Consider the following 23,350-nt stretch of genomic DNA (forward strand, 5'->3'; position numbering starts at 1 on the left):
GGGCGGCGGTGCGACCAGCAGGCCGGGCTCGCCGAGTTCGATCTTGCGCCGCGGGCTCATCGATGCCCCTGCGGCTGCGGCGGCGGGACGAAGGCCAGGTCATCGACGAGCCAACGGTCGGCGGGTTTCGCGAACTGCACCCGCAGGGTCGCGGTGATCGGCCGGATCTGGGGCGGGTCACCGGCTTGGCCCCGCAAAAACATCAGCATGGTTCCGTGACGCGGCGCCACCGCCAGCACCGCGCTGTCGGGAATCCAGTACGCGTGCGGTACCGCCCCCTTCTGCACCGTCTGCTGCACCTCGATGAGTTGACCGCGGTAGTTGTCGGTGGTCAACGATTGCGCGTGGGCGAAGTCCTCCGTCAGCGTCTTGGTGTCGTAAGTCAGCAGTTCGGCGACGATTCTGGGCCCCTGCTCGCTCAACTGGGTGCGGGCCTGGTCGTTTGCGCGGTCCCGCTGGTAGACGACGAAAAAGCTCAGCGCACCCAGCGCGGCGCACAGCACGGCGGCGGCGCTGACCAGCGCCACCACCCGCCGCTGCACGGCTCGCGGGGGCGCGGGACACCGCACCGCGCGGGCTTCGGTGCCCAGCAGCATGTCGGCGAAGGTGCGGTGGGGCGGATCCCACAGCGGCCAGAACCAGCCGAGCAGCAGCGCGAGCGTGTCCAGCAGGTGCGCGAGGTCGCGCACCGCGAGCCGCACCGGGCCCGCCGGGTCGCCGCCGCGGCGCACCACCTGCACACCAAAGGCCGCGCGGCCCAGGCTCCACCCGGTGACCGACGGCAGGATCACCCGGTTGACCGGAATCGCCAGCATCGCTACGCCGCCGACCCAGACGCAGATCCACCACCACAGTCCGTACGGCGGCAGGGTCAACGCGGCCAGCGCCGCCGAGGCGACCACACCGGTGGCGGGTAGCACGTCGACGACGAATGCGCCGGCCCGCGCGGGCCAGCGCGCGGCGGACTTCCCGCCGGCCGCTGCGGTGCTCTCGGTGGTCGGCGCGTCCGCCAGCGCTGCGGTCACTGCGCCACCTGGTCGACCTTGGCCACCTTGTAATCGCCGTCCACCGGTGCCATCGTCACCCGCAGCCGATAGCTCACTTCCTTGCCGGTGCTCGACACGATGAGCCGCAGCACCGTCAACACGTCAATGGACCCGTCGTCGTTGTTGCGTTCCACCGCCGCCCGCAGGTCCAGCAGTTGCACGTGGACATCCGCCTGGGCGTAGGCGTCGGCGAGCAGGCTGCTCAGCATCGGGGCTTGTGCCTCGAAGGCACCGGTGGCGCACTCGATAATCTTGCGCTGGCTGGCCTGCATCGCCGCCGGATCGGGTGCGTTCAGTGCGGTCATGCAGTCCTTGGCCGCGGCGATGGCGGCCCCGTCGGCCCGTGCGGTGGCTTGGCTGTCGCGGTGGAAACGCAGCGCCAGGTAACCACCCGCACCCAGCACGCCGGCGAGCACGATCAGCACCGCGGCGATGCCGATCAGCCAGCGGCCCCGCAGTCGCGACGGACCCCGGACTACCGCATCGCCACCGGCGGCGTCAGCCTCCGGCAGGTCAGCGGCGGGTTCGGTGCTGGTCTGGTCGGTTCCGGCGGCCGCTTCTGGCGAAGCAGCCGCCGTGCTGGTCTGGTCCATTTCATCCGTGGGCGACGACGTGGCGTCAGGTTCGGGGTGGTTCAGCTGACCGGTGCCAGCATCTCCTTCCATCCGTCGTCTCCTGTGTTGCTCGAGTTATCGACGGTGTATCTGACGCCGTCGGGCCCAATCAGCTGTCCACTGGACGGACTGTAGATCGCTGAGGGCGCCGCACCCGGAGTGTATACACACGGGTTAGGTTGCTGGCCGTTGCACTCGACCGTCCCGGTGCCCGGCCGCGTCAGCGGGTCGCTGACCGGCGGCGGGGTCCCGCCGGGCGACATCGTCCCGTCGGGCAGCCGCACCGGCGGCGGCAGTTTGTCGGCCGGGGCCGGGTTCATCCCGTTGTTGATCGATGGCGCCGGGATCACCCGGCCGGGGTCGACCGGCTGATCGCAGCGCGCGCCCGGCGCCGGGCAGTTGCGGATCTGGTTCGGGTCGCCGTACCACGGGTTGGTGCCCAGCGGCACGTACGGCTTGTCACTACGGCATTCCTTCGGGGTGGCCGCCGTCTTGCCCGGCACATCGGCACACGGGATGTTCCGCGCGCCGCGCACCACGTTCTGGGCGTCCTTGGGGATCTTGCAGTACAGCCCGTCCACCAGCGGCTGCAGGCTGGTGTCGGCGGGGGACCGCCACTCCGACGCCGGCAAGAACCCGGTCATACAGGGCGGCGGTTGGTTGATCGTGAGCCCCAGTGGCAGCAGCGCCCGGTGCTCCGACTCGAACGGGAGGGTGGCCGTCTGCGCCGCCGACGCCTCCTGCGGCAGCGCCACCAGGATGCCCTCGAGGTAGCCGTGGTAGCGCTTGAACATATCGAAGAAGATCTCGAGGTTGGCCAGCGTCTGCGGCAGCGACTCGCGCAAACCGCCGAGCACCCCGGCGACCTGGTCCGCCGACGCCGCCGCCTGCGGCAGGATCCGCCGCACGGCCGGGTCTTGGGCGGCGGCCTGCGACGCGAGCGTGTTCAGGTTCGCGGCCCAGCGCTGGATCGCGTCGCCGGACTCGGCCTGGCTGTCCAAGATCGGACCGGAGTTGGCGATGATGTCGTCGATATCGGTGATGTTGGTGTTGAAGTCACCGACGATCGCCTGGGTGGAGTCGACCAACCGCTGCAGCGACGGACCCAACCCGCCGACCGCTTGGGCGGTTTCGTCGAGCAGCCCGCCGATCTTGTCCGCCGGCAGCGCCGCCAACCCGCGGTTGGCGGTATCCAAGGCCGGCCCGATCGGGGACGGCACCGTGTTGCGGGGGCGCCCGTCTGCGAATTTTTGGGGGATGGTCTGCCCGGGCCGGAAGTGCTGCGGCGGATTGCCCTTGGACACCAGGTCCAGATACTGCTCACCAACCGCCGACACTGAGTGCACGTTCGCCGACGCGTCGATCGGGATCTTGTACTTGCTGGCGATGCTCATCGTGGCCCGCGCACCCGCTTCGGTTGGCTCGACGCTCGTCACCTTGCCGATGGTGGTGCCCCGATACGTCACGTTGGAGGTCGCGTACAGCCCGCCGGACGAGGGCAGGTCGGCCGTCAGCGTGTACTGGCCGATACCCACCAGCGAGGGGATTCGCAGGTAGTACCAGCCGAGTGCGACCAGCGCGATCGTCGTCACCACGGTGAACAAAATCAGCTGCCGCTTGATGAACGGGGTCAGCACGCTCACTCACCCCTTTCCACAAGCGGGCCGCCCGGTGCGTCGAGCGGGTTCGGGGTGAACCGGATGTCGGGAATCATCGTGTTGGGGTCGCGGCCCCACGACTGCTCGAGCGCCCGCAATGCCCCCGAGAAGCCGGTGCCGGTCAGGATCCCGTTGTCGACCATGCTCAACGTGGTGTCCAGCATCAGCGACACGTTGATGTAGTCGCCCCGGATCGCGTACTTGATGCCGTTGAGTTCGAACGGCGTGGTCGCCATCAGATCCAGCGCACCGTTGATGTACGGCGCCCCGCGGCTGATCTGTTTGAGCGGGCGCTGCAGCATCTGCAGGTTCTGATGCAGATTGGCCCGGGACGCCGACAACGTCTCATCGGCCACGCCGCTGAACCGGCCCACCGCGTCGACCGCGTTGATGAACAGGTCCTGCTTATCGGCGAAGTGCTTGATCAGCGGCGGGAATTCGGTCAGCACCCGGTCCAGGGTCTCCGACCGGCCAGCGGCGTACGCCAACAGCCGATTGGTGGAATCGATGGCGCGGGTGATGTCGTCGCGCTGCTCGTTCAGCTGCGCGGTGAACGTGTCGAGCTTGCCCAAGAAGTCGTGGATCTGGTCTTTGCGACCACTGAAAATGTTGGTGACCTCGTTGGACAGCACTTCCAGGTTCGGTACCCCGCCGCCGCGCAAGATCAGCGCGACGCTGGCCAGCGTCCGCTCGACGTTCGGGTACGCCGACGAATGCGCCAGCGGGATGGTGTCGCCGTTCTTCAACCGTTGCGGCGACGGGTCCGCCGGCGGTGCCAACTCCACATGCTGGGAGCCCAGGATGCTGGTTTGCCCGATCTTCGCGGTGGCGTTCTTCGGCAGCCGCACATCCTTGTTCAGCCGCAGGGTGAGCGTGGCGACCCAGTTTTTCAGCTCGATCTTGTGCACCGTGCCGACGACCACGTCGGCAACCATCACCTTGCTGTTGCCGTTGAGGGCCAGCGTGTCCGGCATCTGCGCGTAGACGGTGTAGGAGCCGGCCCCCGAGCCCGGCCCGCCCGGCAACGGCACGTTGGCGATGCCATGCCAGGCGCACGAACTCAGCAGCACGGCGCCGACCGACAGCACCATGCCCTGCCACAGGCGGCGCCGCACCGCGCTCAGCGCGCTCACTGTCCCGCCCCCGGCGGTGCGGGCGCCTCAGCGGCGAGCGGTGATTGGGCGGGCCCGGTGCCCGGGATGACGAGGTTGGGCGGCGGCGGACCCGGCACCACGCCCGGCCCCGGGGCCGGCGGCGGACCGGGCTGCGGGTACCAGGGCGGCGGCAAGGGATTCTGCTCGTCGTAGTCGTTGGGCGCCCCGGGCGGGGTCTGCCCATCCGGTGGCGGCACGATGTTCGGCCCGCCCAGCAGCTCGGCCAGCGACTCCGGGGTCAGCATGGCCGCGGTGAAGCCGCCAACCTGGGTGTTCTGCATTCCGGGAGCCACGATCCAGCCTTCGGAGTTGTGGTTGCCGTGCGACGTCGGGGTGTCTTTGGCGAAGATCCCGGGCACGGTGGTGTCCTTGTACCCGGGCGGTGGCCGCAGCCGTTCCTCGCTGTAGGAAACCTGCTTGGGCAGCACGGCGGCCGGCTGGAACGGGTTCAGCCCAAAGGGCAGGTAGTTGAATTTGATGGCGTCCATGATCGGTGCCAGGTATTGCGCACACAACTCGGCTGACTCCTGGTAACCGAGCCGGCTGCCGGCCTGGATGGCGCTGCAGATGAACGACAACGGATTGGCGAACATGTTCAGCGCCGGGATCTGGGTGACACCGCCGTTGGCCGGGTGGTAGATGCCGTTGAGGTTGGACTGCAGCGCCGGCAACACGTGCAAGACGGTCTCGATACCGTCCAACGCGTCGGGTTGCACCAGCGCGGTGGTCACCTCGGACAGGTTGTTGATGTCGTGGGTCAGCACCGGCCCGTTCTGGTCGAGGAACGTCCGCAGCGTCGGCAGCAGCTTGTCGACCTGTTGGATGGCGTCGGCCAGTTCCTGGTCGGAGTTGGTGAGGTTCCCGGTCAGCTGCGCCAGGTCCTTGTTCAACGCGACGAACTGCCGGTCGTTTTCGTGCAGCGCGTTGACGAACAACGCCAAACTGCGCACCACCGCAAAGAAGTCGCCGCGTCCCTCGCCCAGCGCGGTCAGCGACGTCGCCAGGCTGTTGAGGGTGGTGTTGATCTGGTCGCCCTTGCCGGCCAAACCGTCGGCGAAGGACTCGATGACGTCGCCGAACGGGCCCTTGGGCTGCTCCTTGGTGGGGCCGAGGTCTTTGATGATGCGGGTGAGGTCGTTACGCAGCTGGTCCCACTCCACCGGCACCTGGGTGCGCTGCACCGGGATCACCGCGCTGTCTTGCAGCGCCGGCCCACCCGTGTAGGGCGGCTCCAACTGGATGTTGCGCGAGGCCACCAGGGTCGGGTTGACGATCACCGCGCGGGCGTCTTTGGGAACCTTGTACTTGTTGGCGTAGTGGAACGTCACCTTCATCTGATCGCCGGCCGGTTCGATCTTGTCGATCGCGCCCACCGGCACCCCCATGATCTCCACCCGGTCCCCCGGGTAGATCCCGTTGGCCTCGGTGAAATAGGCGATCACCGTGTTGGTGGTCAGCTTGCGGTACAGCTGCCAGCCGACGATGCCGGCGACCAATGCCACCACCACCGCCACGATGCCGAGGATCACCGAGGTGCGGGTCAGCCGCGGCATCTGCAGGTTGCGCAAGTCGAAGAGGGTCGACATCCGTTAGCCCCCTTGCCCGGGACAGAACAACACATTCATGCACAGCTCGCCGCCGGAGATCTGCGGGCCGGGTCCCGGCGGTGCCGGTGGGCCGGGCGGCAACGGGCCCGGCGGCGGTGCCGCCCCGGGGTTGGCCGGGCCGGGGCCGGCCACCGGGGCGACCGGTTCGGTCCGGGCACCCGGTGGGCCCTCCGGCTGCGGCACCGGGACGCCGGGAACCATCGGGGGTGTCTCACCGGGCAGCCCGGAGATCGTGATGCCCGGTCCCGGCGTGGCGTCGGGGTTCGGCGGCAGCGACAGCACATCGGGTGCCCCGTAGCCGCCCGAGGGCGGGGCGCCGAACGGGAGATGTTCGGTCAGCGCACACGGCAGTGGAATGCCGGGGGTCGGCAACGCACCGGCCGCAGGCGTGTAGGAGCACGGCGATCCCGGTGGCACCGCCGGCCCCGGATGCTCGGGGGTACCCTCCAACACCGGCGGCGCCGCGGGCGGTGCCCCGTTCGGGAACCGGGTGCCGTTGGGGTCGGGGAACCGGAACGACGGCAACCCGGCGTTACGCCAGAACTCCTCGGGATCGATGCCGCGCTTCTTGAAGGCCGCATCCACCCACGGCTGCAGGATTTGATACGGCAGCAGGTTGACGATCATCACCTTGAAGTACGGCCCGGAGGCGATCGCCTCGTTCAACGCGCCGGCGAATTTTGCGGCCCGGATGAACGATTCGGCGAGGTCGCCCTTGCGCTCCACCAGCATGTCGGTGAGGGTGCGCAGCTGCTCAAGCACATGGTTGAGGTTGGGGTTGTCGTTGATGAAGCCCTGCACCTGCGCCGACACCGCGGAGACGTTCGCCAGCAGCGCGTCGATGGCGCGGCTGCGTTGGTTGAACGCGGCCAGCAGCGTCTGCGCGTTGACCAGCAACGCGTTGACCTGTTGGCTGCGATCCCCCAGTACGCTGGCCACCTGATTGGCTTGGGCCAGCAGATGTTTGATCTGCTCGTCGCGTTTGCCGATGGTGTCGGAGAATTTGGCCACCCCGTCCAACGCCGCGCTCAGGTGCGGATAGGTCTCGTCGACGGTCTGCGACAACACGTTGAGCGAGTCCTTGACGGTCTGGACGTTCCAGCCGCTCGACTCGTCGGTGGCCTTGGTGACGTCCAGGAACGCGTCGTAGATCTGGTACGGGGTGGTGCTTTGCCCCAGCGGCAGGGTCGAGCCCGGACGCAACTGCTGCGCGCCGCGCGGCTCGACCTCAAGCACCTTGCGGCCCAGGATGGTATCGGTCCGGATCGCCAGTCGGCTCTCGTTGCCGATGGTGGTGTCGCCGACGGAGAACTTCATCACCACGTGGTCGCCCGCGATGGCGATGTCTTCCACCTTGCCGATGTCCATGCCGGCGATGCGGACCTTGTCGCCCTTGTGCAGCCCGCCGGTGTTGGCGAACTGCCCGTAATAGCTCGGCCGGGCGAACAGCATCGGCACGCTGGTGAGGCTTTGGCCCACCCCGACCATCAGCAGCACCACGATGATGCCCATCAGCCCAATACGACGCCGGTTGGGCGGCTCCAGTGTCCTCATTGCGGCGTGCACCTACCCGTCGGCTGCTGCGTGAGCCGCACAGTGCGAACGGGGCCACCGGGTTGCAGGCCGTTCAACCTCAGCGAGATGTCGCACAGATAGAAGTTGAAGAAGTCACCGTAGAGGCCGCCCGAGCGCCCAATCTTGTTCATGTTGACCGGAAACTCTTCGATCTTGCGGTTCAGGTCGGGAAGATCCTGGATCAGTGGACCGTTCAGCGCCTCGGCGTAGTTGACGCTGTCGTGCAGCAGCGCGCGGTTGTCGGCCAGCAGCGCCGCCAGCGTGCCGGCCGCGTCGCTGATATGCGCGGTGCCGGCGGCCAGCGGATCGGCCTTGTTCTTCAGCCCGGTGATCAGCACCTCGAAGTTGTTGACGGTTTGGTCGAATTCCTTGCGATGCCGCACCGTGGTGTCCAGCACGATGTTGAGGTTCTTGACGACCTCGCCGATCGCCTGGTCGCGTTCGGCGATGTGCGCGGTCAGCTGTGCGGTCTGGTCGAGGATGTCGTTGATGGTGCCGCCCTGCCCCTGAAAGACCGTCACGATCGACGACGCGATGGTGTTCACCTTCTCCGGGTCCAGCGCCCGAAACACGGGTTTGAAACCGCCGATCAACGCGTCGAGGTCCAGGGCGGGCTCGGTGCGCGACAGCGGGATGAATCCGCCCGGCGGGAGTCGCCGATCGGAGCCTTCCCCCTCACCGCGCTTGAGTTCCACGTAGCGGTTGCCGATCAGGTCGGCGTAGCGGATCTGCGCGGTCGTCGACTCAAACAGCGGCAGGGACCGGTCGACGTCGAAATCGACCCGCACCCGCCGGCCGCCGTCAACCAGCTTGAGCCGCTTGACCTTGCCGATCTCGACCCCGGAGGCCCGCACGAACTGTCCCTGCCGCAACCCGCTGGCGTTGCTGAACTCCGCGGAGTAGCTGTTGGTCCGACCGAAGCGCATCTGACCGAACACCACGATGATCAACGCGGTGAACATCAACAGCACCACCGAGATGATGCCGAGCCTGACAGCGGTACCGGTGATTTTCATGGGTTGATCGTGTTCTCCCCGACTTGGCGACCCCAGACGTACTCGATGGCCCAGGGCGACCCGACCTCAAGGTGGTTGTACGGCGCGATGCTGGCGCCGTCGTCCACGACCAGGGTCGGTGCCGGCCACAGGTCACGGGTGATCGGCTGCCAGCATCCCGGCGCGCCGGCCGGGCCGCCGTGCGCGTTCACCCGCCCCAAGTTGTCCGGGTAGACATACGGGTTCTGCGCCCCGCCGACCAACCCGAACAGCGCCCCCTGTCCCAGCGTTCCCGCGACGAGCGGAATGACCATGGGGTTCAGCAGCAGTCCCGCCCCCGACAGCAGCCCGGTCTCGGTTTTCAGCGAGTAGTGGTTGTCACCACCGAATGCGGCGAAGACCTTCGGTGCGGCGTCGTGGTGGTTGCGCAGCATGCAGAAGTACTCGGGGCTGTAGGTGTCGAGCAGCTCGGTGGTGGGCACCAGGTCGGCGGTGCCACGCACCAGGTACGGACCGCCGCGGTTGAAGATGTCCTCGCCGGTGTTGCCGAAACCGGCCGCCGACAGCAACGCGGCGTCCAGATCGGCCTCGTGCTCGTGCAGGGTGTGCGCCGCGGTGACCGCGTTGTTCAACGCGTCCCACAAATCCGGTGAGGCGTCGGCGTAGACATCCGCCAACGCGGACAGCTGCCGGATGTCGTGGCGGGCCTGGTCCATCCGCGGGTTGACGTTGTCGAGGATGTTGTTGGCGTTAACCAGCGAAGCACCGAACTTGTCGCCCAACCCGGTCAACGCGTCAGCGGCCGCGCTGAGCGTCAGGTTCAGTTTGACCGGGTCCACCTTCTCCGAAATCTGCATGATCGTCTGGAACAAGGTGTTGAACTCGGTGGTGACCGACCGCGCGTCGATCACATCCTTGGAGCTGATCCGTTTGGCGCTGGGTTCTTCCCCGTCCTCCTCCTTTTTCGGGGAGGTCAACGCCACATACTTGTTGCCGAACACCGTGGTGGCCGCGATGTTGGCCACCACGTTCTGCGGAATCAGTTTGATGTAGCGGGGTTTGACGTCCAGCGCGAATTGGGCCGCCGGCTTGCCCTCCCGCTGCACCTCCGAAATGCTGGCGACCCGGCCGATCTGCACGCCGTTGTAGGTCACCGGGGCACCGGGATCCATCACCAACCCGGCCCGGTTGGCGATCATGGTCAGCCGGTACTCGGGGGTGAACCCGCCCCGGAACTGCACATAGACCAGGGCGACGATGACGGCCAACAGCGCCACCAACACCACCGCCGCCACCTTGTACGGCGGGTTGGAGATCTTGTTTACCTTCGCGGGAGTGGTCATGGCGCGCTCACATCGTGAGGTTGAAGTTGGCGTTGGTGCCGTACAGCGCCAACTCGGCCAGTAGGACAACAACATTCACCGAGACCAGGGACAGCCGCATCGAGCGGCCGACGGCCTCGCCGACGCCGACCGGCCCGCCGCTGGCGGTGTAGCCGTAGTAGCAGTGCGTGACCATCACCACCACCGCGATCATGATGACCTCGGCGAACGACCAGAACACGTCGTCGGGACGCAGGAATGTCCGGAAGTAGTGGTCGTAGGTACCCGATGGTTGGCCGTAGATCAGCGTGGTGACCAGCTGCGGGGACACAAACGACATCAGCATCGCCATCGCGTACAGCGGGACGATCACCACCAGCCCGGCGACCACCCGGGTGGAGGTCAGGAACGCGATCGACTTGATGCCCATCACCTCCAGCGCGTCGATCTCCTCGCTGATCCGCATGGCGCCGAGCTCAGCGGTGGCCCCGGCGCCGACGGTGGCGGCCAGCGCGATCCCGGTGACCACCGGGCCGGCGAGGCGCACGTTGATCAGCGCGGCGAAAAATCCGGTGAACACGTCGATCCCGATATAGCCCAGCGACGCGAAGCCCTGGATGGCGACCAGTGAGGCGCCGGCCAGCGTGGTGAAACCGATGATCGCCACGGTGCCGCCGACGACGGCCATGGCGCCGGTGCCCATCCCGATCTCGGCGATCAGCCGCAGCATTTCTTTGCGGTAGCGGCGCAGTGCCCACCCGATCTGGCCGACGCTGACGACCGAGAACCAGGCCAGCTTCCCGATGCGCTCCAGCGCCCGCCCCAGCATGCCGGGGTAGCGGTCGACATTGGCGGCGATCCGCGGGAAGCGGGCGCGAAGGACAGCGGCGGTCGACATGTCAGCGCCCCGTTCCGAATCGCACACCGATGGTGGTCAGCACCACGTTCACCGCGAACAACGCGATCACGCACAGCACCACGGTTTCGTTGACCGCGGTGCCCAACCCCTTGGAGCCACCCCGCGTCGTCAACCCGCGATAGCAGCCGACCAGGCCGGCGATCAGACCGAACGTCGCCGCCTTGACCGTCGCGATCACGACTTCGGGCAGACCGGTAATCAGGGTCAGGGTGGACAGATACGCACCGCCCGACACGTTTTGCAGGTAGACGCCGAAGATGAAGCCGCCGACCAGACCCACGGTGATCACCAGCGCGTTCAGCAGGGTCGCGACCAGGGTCGCGGCCAGCACCCGCGGTACCACCAGCCGGTGGATGGGGTCGATGCCCAGCACCTCCATCGCGTCGATTTCCTCGCGAATGGTGCGGGCCCCTAGGTCAGCACAGATGGCGGTCGACCCGGCGCCGGCGACCACCAGCACGGTGGTCAGCGGTCCGAGCTGGGTGACCGCGCCGATGGCCGCGCCCGACCCGGAAATGTCGGAGGCGCCGATTTGTGCGAGCAGGATGTTCAGCGTGAAGATCAGCAGCACGGTCAACGGGATCGAGACCGCGATGGTCGGCATGATCGCCACCCGCATCACGAACCAGCTCATCAAAATGAATTCGCGCCACTGAAAGGGCGGCATAAAAAGGGCTTTGCCGGTCAGCACGCACATTCGAAAGAACCCGCCGACCATAGTCAGCGGGGGCCCTAGCTGATCTCGGACGTAATCGAAGAGGCCCGTCCTTGCCGGCGCCGTCACCGCTGTCGCACCCCTCCTCCTTGCCAGATCCGTCTGTGACGGCCACCTCGCTACTCTCCGGTAGTAAGAGAGACCACAGGACCATACCCGATGGCTAACCGGGTATGCACCGCATCCGCACGATTGTGTCCTTTGTGCAGGTCACCTCGTAATCATGCCCTTTTTTCCAGGCCAGATTGGGAAAATTCGTTATGTCAACTTGATGTGGGGCGGGTAAGATCCCTTGACGCTTAACCGGTTTCGGACGGCCCCCGGGGCGCGCTGGTGCCGCCGTAGCGGACCCGCAGTTCGGTCTTGAGCACCTTGCCCGCGGGGTTGCGCGGGAGCGCGTCAACGATTTCCAGCCCCTTGGGGTGCTTGTAGCGGGCCAGTCGCTCGGTGAGGAAATCGTCGAGGTCCTCGATGCGCAGCGGGCGTTGCGCATCGTCGGTGGCGACGGCCGCGACCGCGATCGGCACCTCGCCCCATTTCTCGTCGGACCGACCGATCACGGCGACCTCGACGATGCTGGGGTGACTGGCCAAGACGTTCTCCACCTCGGCGCAGTAGATGTTCTCCCCGCCGGAGATGATCATGTCCTTCTTGCGGTCCACCACCCACACATAGCCGTCGGCGTCCATCCGGACCAGGTCACCGGAATGGAACCAGCCGCCGGCGAACGCCTCCGCGGTGGCCCCCGGGTTGTTCCAGTAGCCGCTCATCAACGTCGGTGCGCGGTAGACGATTTCCCCCACCTCGCCGACGGGCACGTCGTTCATGTTCTCGTCGACCACCCGCGCGACCACGGTGGGGATCACCTTGCCGACCGAGCCACGTTTTCTGATCGCGTCGTCGCCGAGCAGCATGCAGGTGACCGGCGACATCTCGGTCTGACCGAACGCGGCGAGAATCTGGGTGCCCGGGAACGTCTCCGACATCTGGCGCAGCAAGGTGTCGGAGGCCGGGGCGGCGCCCCAGGACATCACCCGCAGCCGCACGTCGCGCGGATTGGCCTGCTGGGCAGCGCATACCGCCTGCCACTGCGCGGGCACCAAGAAGATGCCGGTGACTTTCTCGGCGGCCAGCACATCGAGCAACTGTCCGGGGTCGAACGCGCCGAGCGGATGGATCACGGTCGGGGTGCCCAGCCACATCCCGGTCAACAGGTTGCCGACCCCGGCGATGTGGAAGAACGGGACACCGATGAAACCGACGTCGTTGTTGATGTCGGCGCCGCTGGTGTACAACGCCGTCATCGTCTGCCCGGTGAGGTTGGTGTGGGTGAGCACCGCGCCCTTGGGCCGCCCGGTGGTTCCCGACGTGTACATGATCAGCGCCGGCGAATCGTTGGGGATGTCGGGCAGCTCCAGCGAGGCACCGGGATCCGGCTCCTCGGTGATCAAGTCCTCGTAGCCCTGCAGGCCGTCCTGGGTGTCGCCGCCGGCCACCACCACCTCGCTGAGCAGCGGCGCGATCTCACGCACCCCGGTCGCCACCGGCGCCAGCACCGACTCGGTGATCATGATCCGCGCCTCGCAGTCGCCGACCAGGAACGCGATCTCCGGTGGTGTCAACCGGAAGTTCACCGGGACCGCGATGGCGCCGATCATGTTGGCGGCCAGCACCGATTCGACGAACTCGGTGCGGTTGAGCATCAGCACCATCACCCGGTCCCCGAAACCCACTCCGCGACGGCTGAGGGCACCGGCCAGCGCCACCACCCGGCGGCGCAGTTCGGCCCACGTCACGGTGTTGCCCAGAAACCTCAGCGCCGGCCGGTCGGGCTGCATCAGTGCGTGCCGTTCGAGTTGGTTAATCCAGTTCTGCCGTCGCGCACGGTAGGGCTGCTCGGTGGAGGTCTGCTGGCCAATTAACTGGGCGGTCAACGCTGCATGTCCCTTCGTGATTTAGGGCAAGTTGATATTTGATCAAATTTCGTGTTGCCTGGGTCACACTATGGCGTTGGCAGCGCGAAGACAAGTCCAGGGTCCCGATCCGACCGGCGTCCCGCCCACGGCCGCACCCGGGGTCCCGCCCACGGTGCGCCGCTCACAACTGTCCGACGAAGTCGCCGGACACCTGCGGGCGGCCATCATGTCCGGGTCGCTGCGGCCGGGGACGTTCATCCGGCTCGACGAGACCGCGGCGCAGCTCGGGGTCAGCGTGACGCCGGTGCGCGAGGCGCTGCTCAAGCTGCGCGGCGAGGGCATGGTGCAGCTAGAACCGCATCGCGGCCATGTGGTGTTGCCGCTGACCCGTCAAGACATCGCCGACATCTTTTGGTTGCAGGCCACGATCGCCCGGGAGCTGGCCGTCACCGCCACCGAGCGCATCACCGACGCCGACATCGATGAACTGGACCGGCTCACCGACCTGCTGGCCGCGGCCGTCGGGTCCACCGACACCGAGGCGATCGCCGGGATCGAGTTTTCCTTCCACCGGGTGTTCAACCTGGCCAGCGGCCGGATCAAGTTGGCCTGGTTTTTGTTGCACGCCGCCCGCTACATGCCGGCGTTGGTGTACGCCGCCGACCCGGATTGGGGTGCGGCCGCGGTCGATAACCACCGCGGGCTGATCGCGGCGCTGCGGGCCCGCGACGCCGCGGCGGTGGCCGAGCACGTCGGCTGGCAGTTCAGCGACGGCGCCCAGCGGCTGACCGCCAAGCTGGAGCGCAGCGGCATCTGGCGCTAACCCGCCTCGCAGACCTTTCGTGACTGTGCGGATTCATACGCCCCGTCGCCGAAAAGCGTATGAAACCGCACAGTCGGCGCAATTTTCATCCCCCACCGTGGGGTGAAGCCGCCGGATAGCTGCTCGCGCTAGCTGGCGGCCAGCTGTTCGGCGCGCTGCTTGAGGTTGTTGGCCAGGTGGTCCAGCGCGTTGTTGATCATGCTCTTGACCATCGGCTTGGGCACCGGCATCTGGGTGTCCACATCCATGTCGACCGTCAACAGGGTGGACGCACCCATCTCCACCACCGAAAACAGCTGCTCCTGCTTACTGAACAGGTCGCCTTGCTGCATGACGGTCTGGATCTGGGTGGCGCTGGGGTAGTACACCGCCTGGATGTAGCTGCCCTCGAAGCCGGACACCGAAGCGTCCAGGCGGACCTGGCTGGGCCGGCCGTCGTCGTAGCGGGCGAGGATCCACAGGCCCTTGATTTCCTCGTTCCACTGGGGATACGCCTCGAAGTCGGCCACGATGGCCATGATCGACGCCGCGTCGGCGGCGACCTCCACGGTCTTGCTCACGATTGGCATGCGCGCCAGCATATCGACGGGCCCGGGCGGCCCTACACGCACGCGGTGGCCAGCAGCTCCCGGATCGGGTCGGCGATCGGGACCGGCCGCCGGGTGGCGCGGTCGACGTAGACGTGCACCCAGTGCCCGAGCGCGGTGATGGCCTGGGGTTCACCGGCATCGAGTTCCTCGCCGGCCCGGAACACGCCGAGCCGGTAGGTCACGCTGCTGCGCCCGAGCCGGGTCACCGCCAGCCCCACCACCAGGCGCTCGGGAAACCGCAGTTCGGAAAAATACCGGCACCCGGATTCGGCGACGATGCCCAGCGACGGCGTGGCCAGCGGATCCAGGTCGATGCTGGTGTTGATCCAGCCGTTGATCGCGGTGTCGAACAGTTGGTAGTAGACCGCGTTGTTGAGGTGGCCGAACATGTCGTTGTCGGCCCACCGGGTCAGTACCGGCCACAGCACCGGAAAGTCGTGGCTGGTGAGCTGCTCGGACCCGGCGGGAACCGACGGCTCCGTCCGCCCGCGGCTGTCTGTCATGGTTGTATTCCAACATGACCGGAATCCGGGGCGCGGTGCTGGAGCGAATCGGGTTGCCCCGGCCCTACGCCCAGTCCCGGCCGCTGCGGGTCGAGGATCTGGAGTTGGCGCCGCCGGGCCCGGACGAGTTGCTGGTCCGGATCGAGGCCGCCGGCCTCTGCCACTCCGACCTGTCGGTGGTGGACGGCAACCGGGTGCGCCCGGTGCCGATGCTGCTGGGTCATGAAGCCGCCGGGATCGTCGAACGGGTCGGTGCCGCCGTCGGGGACCTGACCGTCGGGCAACGGGTGGTGATGACGTTTTTGCCGCGCTGCGGGCACTGCCCGGCCTGCGCCACCGAGGGGTTGACGCCGTGCGAACCCGGCAGTGCGGCCAACGGCGCCGGCACCTTGCTGGGCGGCGGGATTCGGCTCAGCCGCCGCGGTCAGCCGGTGTACCACCACCTCGGGGTGTCCGGGTTCGCCACCCACGCCGTGGTGCACCGCGCCAGCGTGGTGGCCGTGCCGGCGGAGGTCCCGCCGGCCGCGGCCGCGCTGCTGGGTTGCGCGGTGCTCACCGGCGGCGGGGCGGTGCTCAATGTGGGGCACCCGCGGCCGGGCCAGACCGTGGTCGTGGTGGGGCTGGGCGGTGTCGGGATGGCCGCGGCGCTGACCGCGCTGGCCCACGACGACGTGCGGGTCATCACCGTGGACCAGTTGCCCGAGAAACTGGCGACCGCAACCGGTCTGGGGGTGCACGAGGCCTACACCCCGCAGCAGGCGGCCGACGCCGGCGTCAAGGCCGCGGTGGTGATCGAGGCGGCCGGCCATCCCGCCGCGCTGCAGACCGCGATCGCGCTCACCGCGCCCGGCGGCCGCACCATCACCGTGGGCCTGCCGCCGCCGGAGGCGCGGATCAGTGTGGCGCCGTTGGGGTTTGTCGCCGAAGGCCGGTCGTTGATCGGCAGCTACCTGGGGTCGGCGGTGCCCGCCCGTGACATCCCCCGCTTCGTGGCGTTGTGGCGGTCCGGCCGGCTGCCGGTGGAGTCGCTGGTGTCCACCACCATCGGGTTGGACGACATCAACGCGGCGATGGACCGCCTCGCCGACGGCACCGCGGTGCGCCAGCTGATCACCTTCTAGCGCAACGCAAACGCCCGCCGCAGCGCGTGCCCCTGCAGCGCGAACAGCTGCTCGGACACCGCCCAATCCGGCAGCAGCGAGTCGAATCCGTGGCAGGTGCCGGCAAACACGTGCAGTTCGGTGGAGACCCCGGCGGCCAGCAGCCGCCGCGCGTAGTCCACCGCCTCGTCGCGCAACGGGTCGATCTCCGAGCAGCTGATGAACGCCGCCGGCGCACCGGCCAGCGACTCCCGGCGGCCCGGGGCGGCTGGCGCCGACGGCGGCGCACCGCCCAGGTAGTGCCGCCACATCAGCTCGGCGGCCGTCCCGTCGAACGCTGGGGCGTCCCGAAATCGGGCCTTGGACTCGGTTTGCCGGTCGTCGAGCACCGGTTGGTGCAGTAGTTGGACCACCACCGGCGGCGCCGCCCCGTCGGCGGCGCGGTGCGCCAGCCCGGCCGCCAGCGCGGCGCCGGCGCTGCTGCCGGCCACGCCCACCCGGGTGGGGTCGACGCCCAGGGTGGCCGCGGTGTCGGTCACCCAGCCCAGCACGGTCAGCGCGTCCTACAGCGCGGCCGGGTAGGGGTGTTCCGGCGCGAGCCGGTAGTCGACCGACACCACCGTGCAGCGTCCGCGCCGGGCCAGTTCCACGCACTGCCGGTGATCGGTGTCGAGGTTGCCCAACACGAACGCGCCGGCGTGGCAGTAGACGAGGGCCGGGCCCGGTGCGGGGCCGCCGCGGTAGATCCGCACCGGGACCCCGGCCGCGTCGCCGGGCTGGATCGTCACGCCCGTGGTGTCGGTGCGCTCGGCGGCGGTGCGGCGCCGCTGGTTCAGCGACACCCGGGTCGGCCCGAGCGTCTGCGCCGTCAGCGGGCTCGACGGCGCCGCCACCGCGCGCAGTTCGGGATCCAGCATGACTACCGGTGCCCGACCGACGGCGCCCGGGTTTGGGGTACCGCGGCCGGGTCGAAGGTGAAGTCGGCGGGCCGGAATCGGCGGGTCATCGCCCAAAAGGCCCGCGCGCTGCGCGGCCATTGGGTGACCACCCGCCCGTTGGCCGCCCGGAAGTAGTTGCTGCACCGGGTCGTCCACACCGTGCCTTGCATCCACCGGTCGATGCTGGCCAAAAACCGGGCCATCGCGGCGGGCCGCACCGCGACGTAGGTCTTGCGATGGCGCCGCAGGTATTTCACGGCCCGCACGATGTAGCGGGCTTGGGCTTCCAGCACGAAGATCACGCTGTTGGAGCCGACGTTGGTGTTCGGTCCGTACAGCATGAAGAAGTTCGGGAAGCCGGGCACCGTCATCCCCAGATAGGCGTGCGCCCCGTCGCGCCACACCTCGCGCAGCGCCGTGCCGTGTTCGCCGGTCACTTCGATCTGGCCGAGGTAGTCGGCGGCGGCATAGCCGGTGGCGCACACCACGATGTCGACGTCGCGTTCGACACCATCGGCGGTCACCAGCGACCGGCCGCGCAGCGCCCGCGCCGGGCTGCTCACCACTTCGACATTGGGTTGGGTCAACGCGGGCAGGTAGTCCGAGGAGAACACCAGCCGCTTGCAGCCCAGCGGGTGCTGCGGGGTCAGCTTACGACGCAGCTCCGGGTCGGCCACCGTCGTCTCCAGCAGCCGGCGCGCGACGGCGGTGAATTCCCGGGTTTTGTCGCTGCCGTGCTCGATCACCGCGATGTTGGCCTCGCTGCGCAGCCACAGCCGGGTCCGGTACAGCCGTTTGGCCAACGGAATATGGGCGAACACCCAGCGCTCCCGCTGGCTGTAGTGCCGGTCGGGTTTGGGCAGGATCCAGGTCGGTGAGCGCTGCACCGAGTAGACCTTGTCGGCGGTTTTGACCAGTTCGGGCACCAGCTGCGCGGCGGTGGAGCCGGTGCCGAGCACCGCGACCCGCGCGCCGTCGAGCCGAACCGAATGATCCCAACGTGCCGAATGCATCACGGTTCCGGTGAACGGCTCCTCGTGCACCAGATCCGGCAGCACGGGCTGGGTGAACAGGCCGACCGCCGAGACCAGGATGTCGAACCGGTGCTCGGCGCCGCCGCTGGTGGTCACACACCACTGGTGGGTGCCCGCCTCCCAGCGTGCGGCGCGAATCTCGGTGCGCAGCCGCAGATGCGGCCGCAGCCCGTGGTCGTCGGCGCAGCGTTCGAAGTAGTCCAGGATCTCGGCTTGCCCGGACCACAGCCGCGACCAGTGCGGGTTCAGGTCGAACGAGTAGGAGTACAGATGCGATTTGACGTCGCACGCCAGCCCGGGATAGGTGTTGATCCGCCAGGTGCCGCCCACCCCGTCCTCGCGGTCGAAGATGGTGAAGTCGTCAAACCCGGCGCGCGCCAGCAGGATTCCCAACGCCAGCCCGCCCGGCCCGGCGCCGATGATGCCCACCGACGGGTTGGGCCGCGCGTGTTTCATCGGATCTGCAGGCATTGCCCACCGTCGACGACGAGTTCGGCCCCGGTGATGAAGGACGACTGCGGGGACACCAGAAACGCGACCGCGTCGGCGACTTCGGTCGGTCGGCCCAGCCGCCCCGCGGGGGCGACGGCGGCCAGCCGCTGCTGGGTGGTGTCGTCGAGCATCGGGGTGGCGATCGGGCCGGGGAATACCGCGTTGACCCGGATCCCGGTCGGGGCGAGTTCGGCGGCCACGGTCTGGGTCAGCCCGCGCAGCGCCCACTTCGACGATCCGTAGGCGCTGTGCTGCGGGAACGGCCGGATCGCGCCGGTGCTGCAGGTGTTGACCACGGCCGCGCCGTCGGCGCGCCGCAACGGCTCCAGGCAGGCGCGAATCCCCAGGAAGGCGCCCAAACAGTTGACCCGCCACGCGTTTTCGAAACCGGCGACCGTTTCGTCGGCGATCGACGCCCGGTGCAGCACGCCGGCGTTGTTGACCAGCGCGGTCAATCCGCCGAACCGGTCCACCACCCGGGTGACGGCGTGCTCCCATTGGGACGGGGCGGTGACGTCCAGTGGCACCGCGATCACCGCGTCGTCGGCCAATCCGTCGACGGCGGCGTCGAGGTCGGCGCCGTTGACGTCGCAGGCGGCGACCGCGTAGCCGTCGGCGCGCAGCCGCCGCACGATGGCCCAGCCCTGGCCGCGGGCGGCTCCGGTCACCAGGGCGACGCGGCGGTCGGCGGTGGCGTTCAGTGTTCTCCCCTTGCCTCGGTGAGATGGTCGGCGGCGCCGCGGCGCAGCGCTTGGGATTCGGCGGCCAGGGTGATCACCTGATAGCCCAGCTGCGCCATCGCCTGGCCGACCGTGCCGCTGCCGGCGTGGATTCCGGTGATGAGCCCGGCACCGGACGCGACGCGGTGGATGGCGGTGATGGCGTCGCGCAGCTCGGCGTGGGTGGTGGCCGCGGCGACGTCCACGCCCATCGAGATCGCCAGGTCGGCGGGGCCGACGTAGATCCCGGACAGTCCGGGCACCGCGCAGATCCGGTCGATATCGCGCAGCGCCGCGGCGGTTTCGATCATCGCGAACACGTCGACCCGGGACTCCAGCACCGCGGTGTCCCGCCCGAGGCTGGCCCGCAGCGGACCGAAGCTGCGCACGCCCGACGGCGGATAGCGGGTGGCGGCCACCGCGGCCGCGGCCTGGTCGGCGGATTCGATCATGGCGATGATCACCGCGTCGGCCCCGGCGTCGAGCACGCGGCCGATCGGGGCGGGCGCCGCCGAGGGCAGCCGCACCGCCGTCGCGATCGGCAGGTGTTGCAGCTGCCGCAGCATGGCGGCGATATCGGCGTCGTCGAGGTAGCTGTGTTGGGCGTCGAAGCCCACGTAATCGTAACCGGCGGCGGCGAATTCCTCGGGGCCCGACGGCGTGGGTCCGGTGATCCAGCCGCCCCAGACCGGGCTTCGGCGACCCAACGCATCCCGCAGCGCCGACCTCACGCGACGATCGCGATCTTGATCCGGTCGGGGGCGGGCCGACACGCCAGCTCGAACGCGGCCGGCACGTCGGCAATCCCGAATGTGTGTGTCAGGTACGCCCCGAGCAGCTCGGAATGCTGCGCGGCGAACCGGACGGCCAGCTCCAGGACCCGCCGCCGCTGCAGCGTCACCCCCGACTTCAGGGTCAGGTTGTTGCGCAGCATGGTGCGCATGCTGATCGGATAGCTGTCGTCGTCGGGGACACCGAAGTAGAAGATGGTGCCGCCGGGGGCCGCCGCCGCCACGGCGTGGCCCAGCGTGGCCACCTGGTGGCCGACCGCTTCGATGACGATGTCGGGGCGGTCGGCGGGGGCGAGGTGGCTGACCCAGCGGTCGCTGGTGGCGCGCACCGCGGTGTCGACGCCGAACCGCGCCGCCACCCCGCGGCGATCGACCGGGTCGACACCGGTGATGTGTGCGGCGCCCGCCGCTTTGGCCGCGTAGGCGAACAACAGCCCGATCGAGCCCTGACCCAGGATCGCGACCTGCCGGCCGGTCAGGTCGCCTAGCTGCTCGAGGGCGTAGAGCACGCACGCCAGCGGCTGCAGCCCGACCGCTTGCCCCGGCGGGATCGCCGGAGGTACCGGCGCCACCTGGTCCCCGTCGGTCACCACCCGCTCCATCAGACCGTCGAAGCCGGAGGCCCAGCCCACCACCCGATCTCCGGGCCGGTGATCGGGGTGCCGGCTGGCGATCACCTCGCCCACCACTTCGTGGATCGGGTAGCCGTTTTTCTCGGCGCCGCTGGTGCCGGTGTCGCCGGGCAGCCGGCCCCGCACCCCGCGAAACGCCGGCAGGTCACTGCCGCAGACCCCGGCGGCGAGGAACCGCAGCAGCACCTGCCGGTCCTGCAGCTGGTCGGCGGTGGTGTCGGTCAGCGTGGTTCGCTCGAACTGGTAGGGGGCCACCACCCGGTAGGACCACATCTCACACCTCCACCGGGATGGTGTTGTAGCCCCACTGGAAGCTCGACGGTGGCCGGGAGGCGGCGTCGGCGCGGATGGTGTAGTCCGGCACCCGCCGCAGCCACTCCTGCAGCAGCACGGCCACTTCCAGACGGGCCAGGTGATAGCCGATGCAGAAGTGCTGACCGCGGCCGAACACCAACGACCGCTGGATTTTGCGGTCCCAGATGAACTCGTCGGGGTCGGGGTACTCCCGTTCGTCGCGGTTGGCCGAGGCGATCAGCGCGATGATCCGCTGCCCGGGCCGGATCGTGGTGCCGTGCAGGGTGAATGGTTTGCGTGCGGTGCGGGCGAACCATTGCGCCGGAGCGCAGTAGCGGGTGATCTCTTCGCGCGCGATGGCCACATTGGTGTCCAGGTCGGCGCGCACCGCCGCCAGCTGCTCGGGTCGGCGCAGCAGCTCCCACAGCCCGTGGGCCACGATCTTGGGGACGGTTTCGGTGCCGCCGATGAAGATGCCCAGCATCTGGGTGGCCACCTCGGCGTCGTCGAGGGCGCTGCCGTCGGGCAGCCGGTAGTCGAAAAGCCCGTCGATCACCGGCAGTTCGCCGTCGCCGGGGTTCGCGCGCCGGCGTTGCACGGCCGGAATCAGGAATTCCAGGTAGTTGGGTCGGGCGTCGGCGGTGTCCACGCCCGAGCCCGGCTCGGCGAGGCTGCCGGCATTGACCGCGGCCAACACGTCCGCGGCGCGCTCGGCGGGGATGCCGAGCAGCTCACACACGATGGTGGCCACCACGATGCCGCCGTAGTCGTGGGTCAGGTCAAACGTCTTGCGCGGCAGCAACGCGTCGAGGCGCTCGTTGGCCAGCTGCCGGATCCGCGCCTGCAGCGCGGCGACCGGCCTAGGCCGCAGCGGTTGGGTGTGGGCGCGCCGCAGCCCGTCGAGGACCGGCGCGTCGAACACGGCGTGAAACGGCATCGGGTGCAGCGGCGGATCGGCCACCGGGCCGTCGTTGTGGGACGCCAACACGGTCGCGGCGGGCAGGGTGCCCTCCGAGGCGACGAAGGTACCGTCGGCGACCTGCAATACCCGCCAGATGTCGTCGAACCGGGAGATGGCGAAGGTGTCCCACTGCGGCAGGTAGTACACCGGGTGCCGATCCCGCAGAATCCGGTAGTACGGCAACGGATTCGCCATCACCGCGGCGTCGAACGGGTCGTAGGCGAAATCCGGCATCACCACCTCGCTCACTGCAGCGGGGAGGGGGTCAGGGCGTGCAGGATGGAATCCTCCCAGCCGTCGCGCAGCGCCGGCGCCACGCTCATCCAGGTGACGATCTCGGCCGGCGGGTGGTCTTTCCAGGACGGATAGTGCTCGGCGAACCCCGCCCAGCCGCCGTCCAGCGCCCAATAGTGGATGACCTCGTTGTAGCGGAACGTGGTGGTGAAGGACCCGAGCCAGCGTTTCCCGGTGCGCTCCGACCACGGCACGTACAGCCGTTCCAGCTCCCGGATGTAGTCGTCTTGGCGGCCCGGTTTGGTTTGCATGATCTCTTGGATCACCACCGTGGCGTCGAAGTCGGCGTCCCGCAGCTGCGCCAGCGTCTTGTTGTGCGGGCCCGGGTACATGATCCGCCCCTCCCCCGACGCGGCGATCTCGGCGAGGAAGCACGCCCACGCCTCGGCGGCCGCCCGGTGGCTGCCGCCGCGGGTTTGCGCGGCGCCGATGCGGGCGTAGTCGGCGAACCCGTCGATCTCCCAGATGATCGTGACCTGCGGCCAGTGCCCGTTGTAGGGCGTGGTTTCCCACATCGCGAACAGCCGGGCGCCGAGGTCTTCCATCATCGGCTGGTAGGTGTCGACGAATGCTTGGGTGAACCGATCGCTGCGTCCGCCGCCGAGGTCGATCGTCTCGTGTAGGTACAGCAGCGTGTGGCTGTAGTACTTCTTCATCT

General features: G+C 68.6%; 21 protein-coding genes and 1 pseudogene. 2 read left to right on the forward strand and 20 right to left on the reverse strand.

Annotation, left to right across the window (positions count from 1 at the left end; genetic code table 11):
• Positions 1 to 56 precede the first annotated feature (56 nt).
• The 11 genes from BKN37_RS00535 to fadD5 all read right to left on the reverse strand — a co-directional run bounded on the left by BKN37_RS00535 (position 57) and on the right by fadD5 (position 13,539).
• Complete coding sequence (locus BKN37_RS00535; protein ID WP_083341493.1) at positions 57 to 1,025, reverse strand: RDD family protein; 969 nt, start codon at positions 1,023 to 1,025, stop codon at positions 57 to 59.
• Positions 1,022 to 1,711, reverse strand: a complete 690-nt coding sequence (locus BKN37_RS00540; RefSeq protein ID WP_071019553.1) for a flagellar basal body-associated FliL family protein — start codon at positions 1,709 to 1,711, stop codon at positions 1,022 to 1,024. The genes BKN37_RS00535 and BKN37_RS00540 overlap by 4 nt, the downstream gene beginning before the upstream one ends.
• Positions 1,681 to 3,297, reverse strand: coding sequence for a virulence factor Mce family protein (locus BKN37_RS00545; protein ID WP_071019869.1), 1,617 nt, complete (start codon positions 3,295 to 3,297; stop codon positions 1,681 to 1,683). The genes BKN37_RS00540 and BKN37_RS00545 overlap by 31 nt, the downstream gene beginning before the upstream one ends.
• Before the next feature lie 2 nt (positions 3,298 to 3,299).
• A complete protein-coding gene (locus BKN37_RS00550) occupies positions 3,300 to 4,409 on the reverse strand; it encodes a virulence factor Mce family protein (RefSeq protein WP_083341498.1) in 1,110 nt (369 codons plus the stop codon).
• A 38-nt stretch (positions 4,410 to 4,447) separates the two neighbouring features.
• Entirely contained in the window at positions 4,448 to 6,058 is a 1,611-nt protein-coding gene (locus tag BKN37_RS00555) for a virulence factor Mce family protein (RefSeq protein WP_071019561.1), read from the reverse strand.
• A gap of 3 nt (positions 6,059 to 6,061) precedes the next feature.
• Positions 6,062 to 7,633, reverse strand: coding sequence for an MCE family protein (locus BKN37_RS00560; protein ID WP_071019565.1), 1,572 nt, complete (start codon positions 7,631 to 7,633; stop codon positions 6,062 to 6,064).
• Positions 7,630 to 8,670 (reverse strand): virulence factor Mce family protein, encoded by a 1,041-nt coding sequence (locus tag BKN37_RS00565; protein WP_071019568.1) that lies wholly within the window; start codon positions 8,668 to 8,670, stop codon positions 7,630 to 7,632. The genes BKN37_RS00560 and BKN37_RS00565 overlap by 4 nt, the downstream gene beginning before the upstream one ends.
• The gene (locus tag BKN37_RS00570; protein ID WP_071019572.1) at positions 8,667 to 9,992 is read right to left on the reverse strand and encodes an MCE family protein; all 1,326 of its coding nucleotides are present in this window, start codon (positions 9,990 to 9,992) and stop codon (positions 8,667 to 8,669) included. Before BKN37_RS00570 ends, BKN37_RS00565 begins: the two co-directional genes overlap by 4 nt.
• 7 nt (positions 9,993 to 9,999) lie before the next feature.
• Positions 10,000 to 10,869 carry an ABC transporter permease gene (locus BKN37_RS00575; protein ID WP_071019576.1) on the reverse strand — a complete coding sequence of 290 codons (870 nt, stop codon included), beginning with the start codon at positions 10,867 to 10,869 and terminating at the stop codon, positions 10,000 to 10,002.
• Between the two features lies 1 nt (position 10,870).
• Positions 10,871 to 11,608 (reverse strand): MlaE family ABC transporter permease, encoded by a 738-nt coding sequence (locus tag BKN37_RS00580; protein WP_095406957.1) that lies wholly within the window; start codon positions 11,606 to 11,608, stop codon positions 10,871 to 10,873.
• Positions 11,609 to 11,904: 296 nt separating this feature from the next.
• On the reverse strand, positions 11,905 to 13,539 hold the full coding sequence (fadD5, locus tag BKN37_RS00585; RefSeq protein ID WP_071019584.1) for a fatty-acid--CoA ligase FadD5: 1,635 nt from the start codon (positions 13,537 to 13,539) through the stop codon (positions 11,905 to 11,907).
• Between the two features lie 70 nt (positions 13,540 to 13,609).
• Between fadD5 and BKN37_RS00590 the strand changes: the two genes are divergently transcribed.
• Entirely contained in the window at positions 13,610 to 14,344 is a 735-nt protein-coding gene (locus tag BKN37_RS00590; RefSeq protein ID WP_083341494.1) for a GntR family transcriptional regulator, read from the forward strand.
• A gap of 128 nt (positions 14,345 to 14,472) precedes the next feature.
• On the opposite strand, the gene BKN37_RS00595 is transcribed toward BKN37_RS00590, so the two are convergent.
• Positions 14,473 to 14,913: an SRPBCC family protein gene (locus tag BKN37_RS00595; protein WP_071019876.1), complete on the reverse strand. Its 441-nt coding sequence runs from the start codon at positions 14,911 to 14,913 to the stop codon at positions 14,473 to 14,475.
• 32 nt (positions 14,914 to 14,945) lie between these two features.
• The gene (locus BKN37_RS00600; RefSeq protein ID WP_071019591.1) at positions 14,946 to 15,437 is read right to left on the reverse strand and encodes an acyl-CoA thioesterase; all 492 of its coding nucleotides are present in this window, start codon (positions 15,435 to 15,437) and stop codon (positions 14,946 to 14,948) included.
• Between the two features lie 14 nt (positions 15,438 to 15,451).
• Here BKN37_RS00600 and BKN37_RS00605 point away from each other — a divergent pair, with 14 nt between their 5' ends.
• The gene (locus BKN37_RS00605; RefSeq protein ID WP_071019879.1) at positions 15,452 to 16,558 is read left to right on the forward strand and encodes an alcohol dehydrogenase catalytic domain-containing protein; all 1,107 of its coding nucleotides are present in this window, start codon (positions 15,452 to 15,454) and stop codon (positions 16,556 to 16,558) included.
• Here BKN37_RS00605 and BKN37_RS00610 read toward each other — a convergent pair.
• From BKN37_RS00610 to BKN37_RS00640, 7 genes and pseudogenes are all read right to left on the reverse strand, one after another.
• A pseudogene (locus BKN37_RS00610) lies at positions 16,555 to 17,454 on the reverse strand (alpha/beta hydrolase). The gene BKN37_RS00605 and the pseudogene BKN37_RS00610 overlap by 4 nt on opposite strands.
• Before the next feature lie 2 nt (positions 17,455 to 17,456).
• Positions 17,457 to 18,980 (reverse strand): flavin-containing monooxygenase, encoded by a 1,524-nt coding sequence (locus BKN37_RS00615; protein ID WP_071019595.1) that lies wholly within the window; start codon positions 18,978 to 18,980, stop codon positions 17,457 to 17,459.
• Positions 18,962 to 19,702, reverse strand: a complete 741-nt coding sequence (locus BKN37_RS00620) for an SDR family NAD(P)-dependent oxidoreductase (protein ID WP_083341499.1) — start codon at positions 19,700 to 19,702, stop codon at positions 18,962 to 18,964. The genes BKN37_RS00615 and BKN37_RS00620 overlap by 19 nt, the downstream gene beginning before the upstream one ends.
• Positions 19,699 to 20,451: an HpcH/HpaI aldolase family protein gene (locus BKN37_RS00625; protein WP_071019606.1), complete on the reverse strand. Its 753-nt coding sequence runs from the start codon at positions 20,449 to 20,451 to the stop codon at positions 19,699 to 19,701. Before BKN37_RS00625 ends, BKN37_RS00620 begins: the two co-directional genes overlap by 4 nt.
• On the reverse strand, positions 20,448 to 21,416 hold the full coding sequence (locus tag BKN37_RS00630; protein WP_071019610.1) for a zinc-binding dehydrogenase: 969 nt from the start codon (positions 21,414 to 21,416) through the stop codon (positions 20,448 to 20,450). The genes BKN37_RS00625 and BKN37_RS00630 overlap by 4 nt, the downstream gene beginning before the upstream one ends.
• A 1-nt stretch (position 21,417) precedes the next feature.
• On the reverse strand, positions 21,418 to 22,632 hold the full coding sequence (locus tag BKN37_RS00635; protein WP_071019883.1) for a cytochrome P450: 1,215 nt from the start codon (positions 22,630 to 22,632) through the stop codon (positions 21,418 to 21,420).
• An 11-nt stretch (positions 22,633 to 22,643) separates the two neighbouring features.
• Positions 22,644 to 23,348: an NIPSNAP family protein gene (locus tag BKN37_RS00640; protein WP_071019614.1), complete on the reverse strand. Its 705-nt coding sequence runs from the start codon at positions 23,346 to 23,348 to the stop codon at positions 22,644 to 22,646.
• Positions 23,349 to 23,350: the final 2 nt, after the last annotated feature.

This window comes from Mycobacterium talmoniae, from assembly GCF_001854525.1.
Taxonomy (GTDB): Bacteria; Actinomycetota; Actinomycetes; order Mycobacteriales; family Mycobacteriaceae; genus Mycobacterium; species Mycobacterium talmoniae.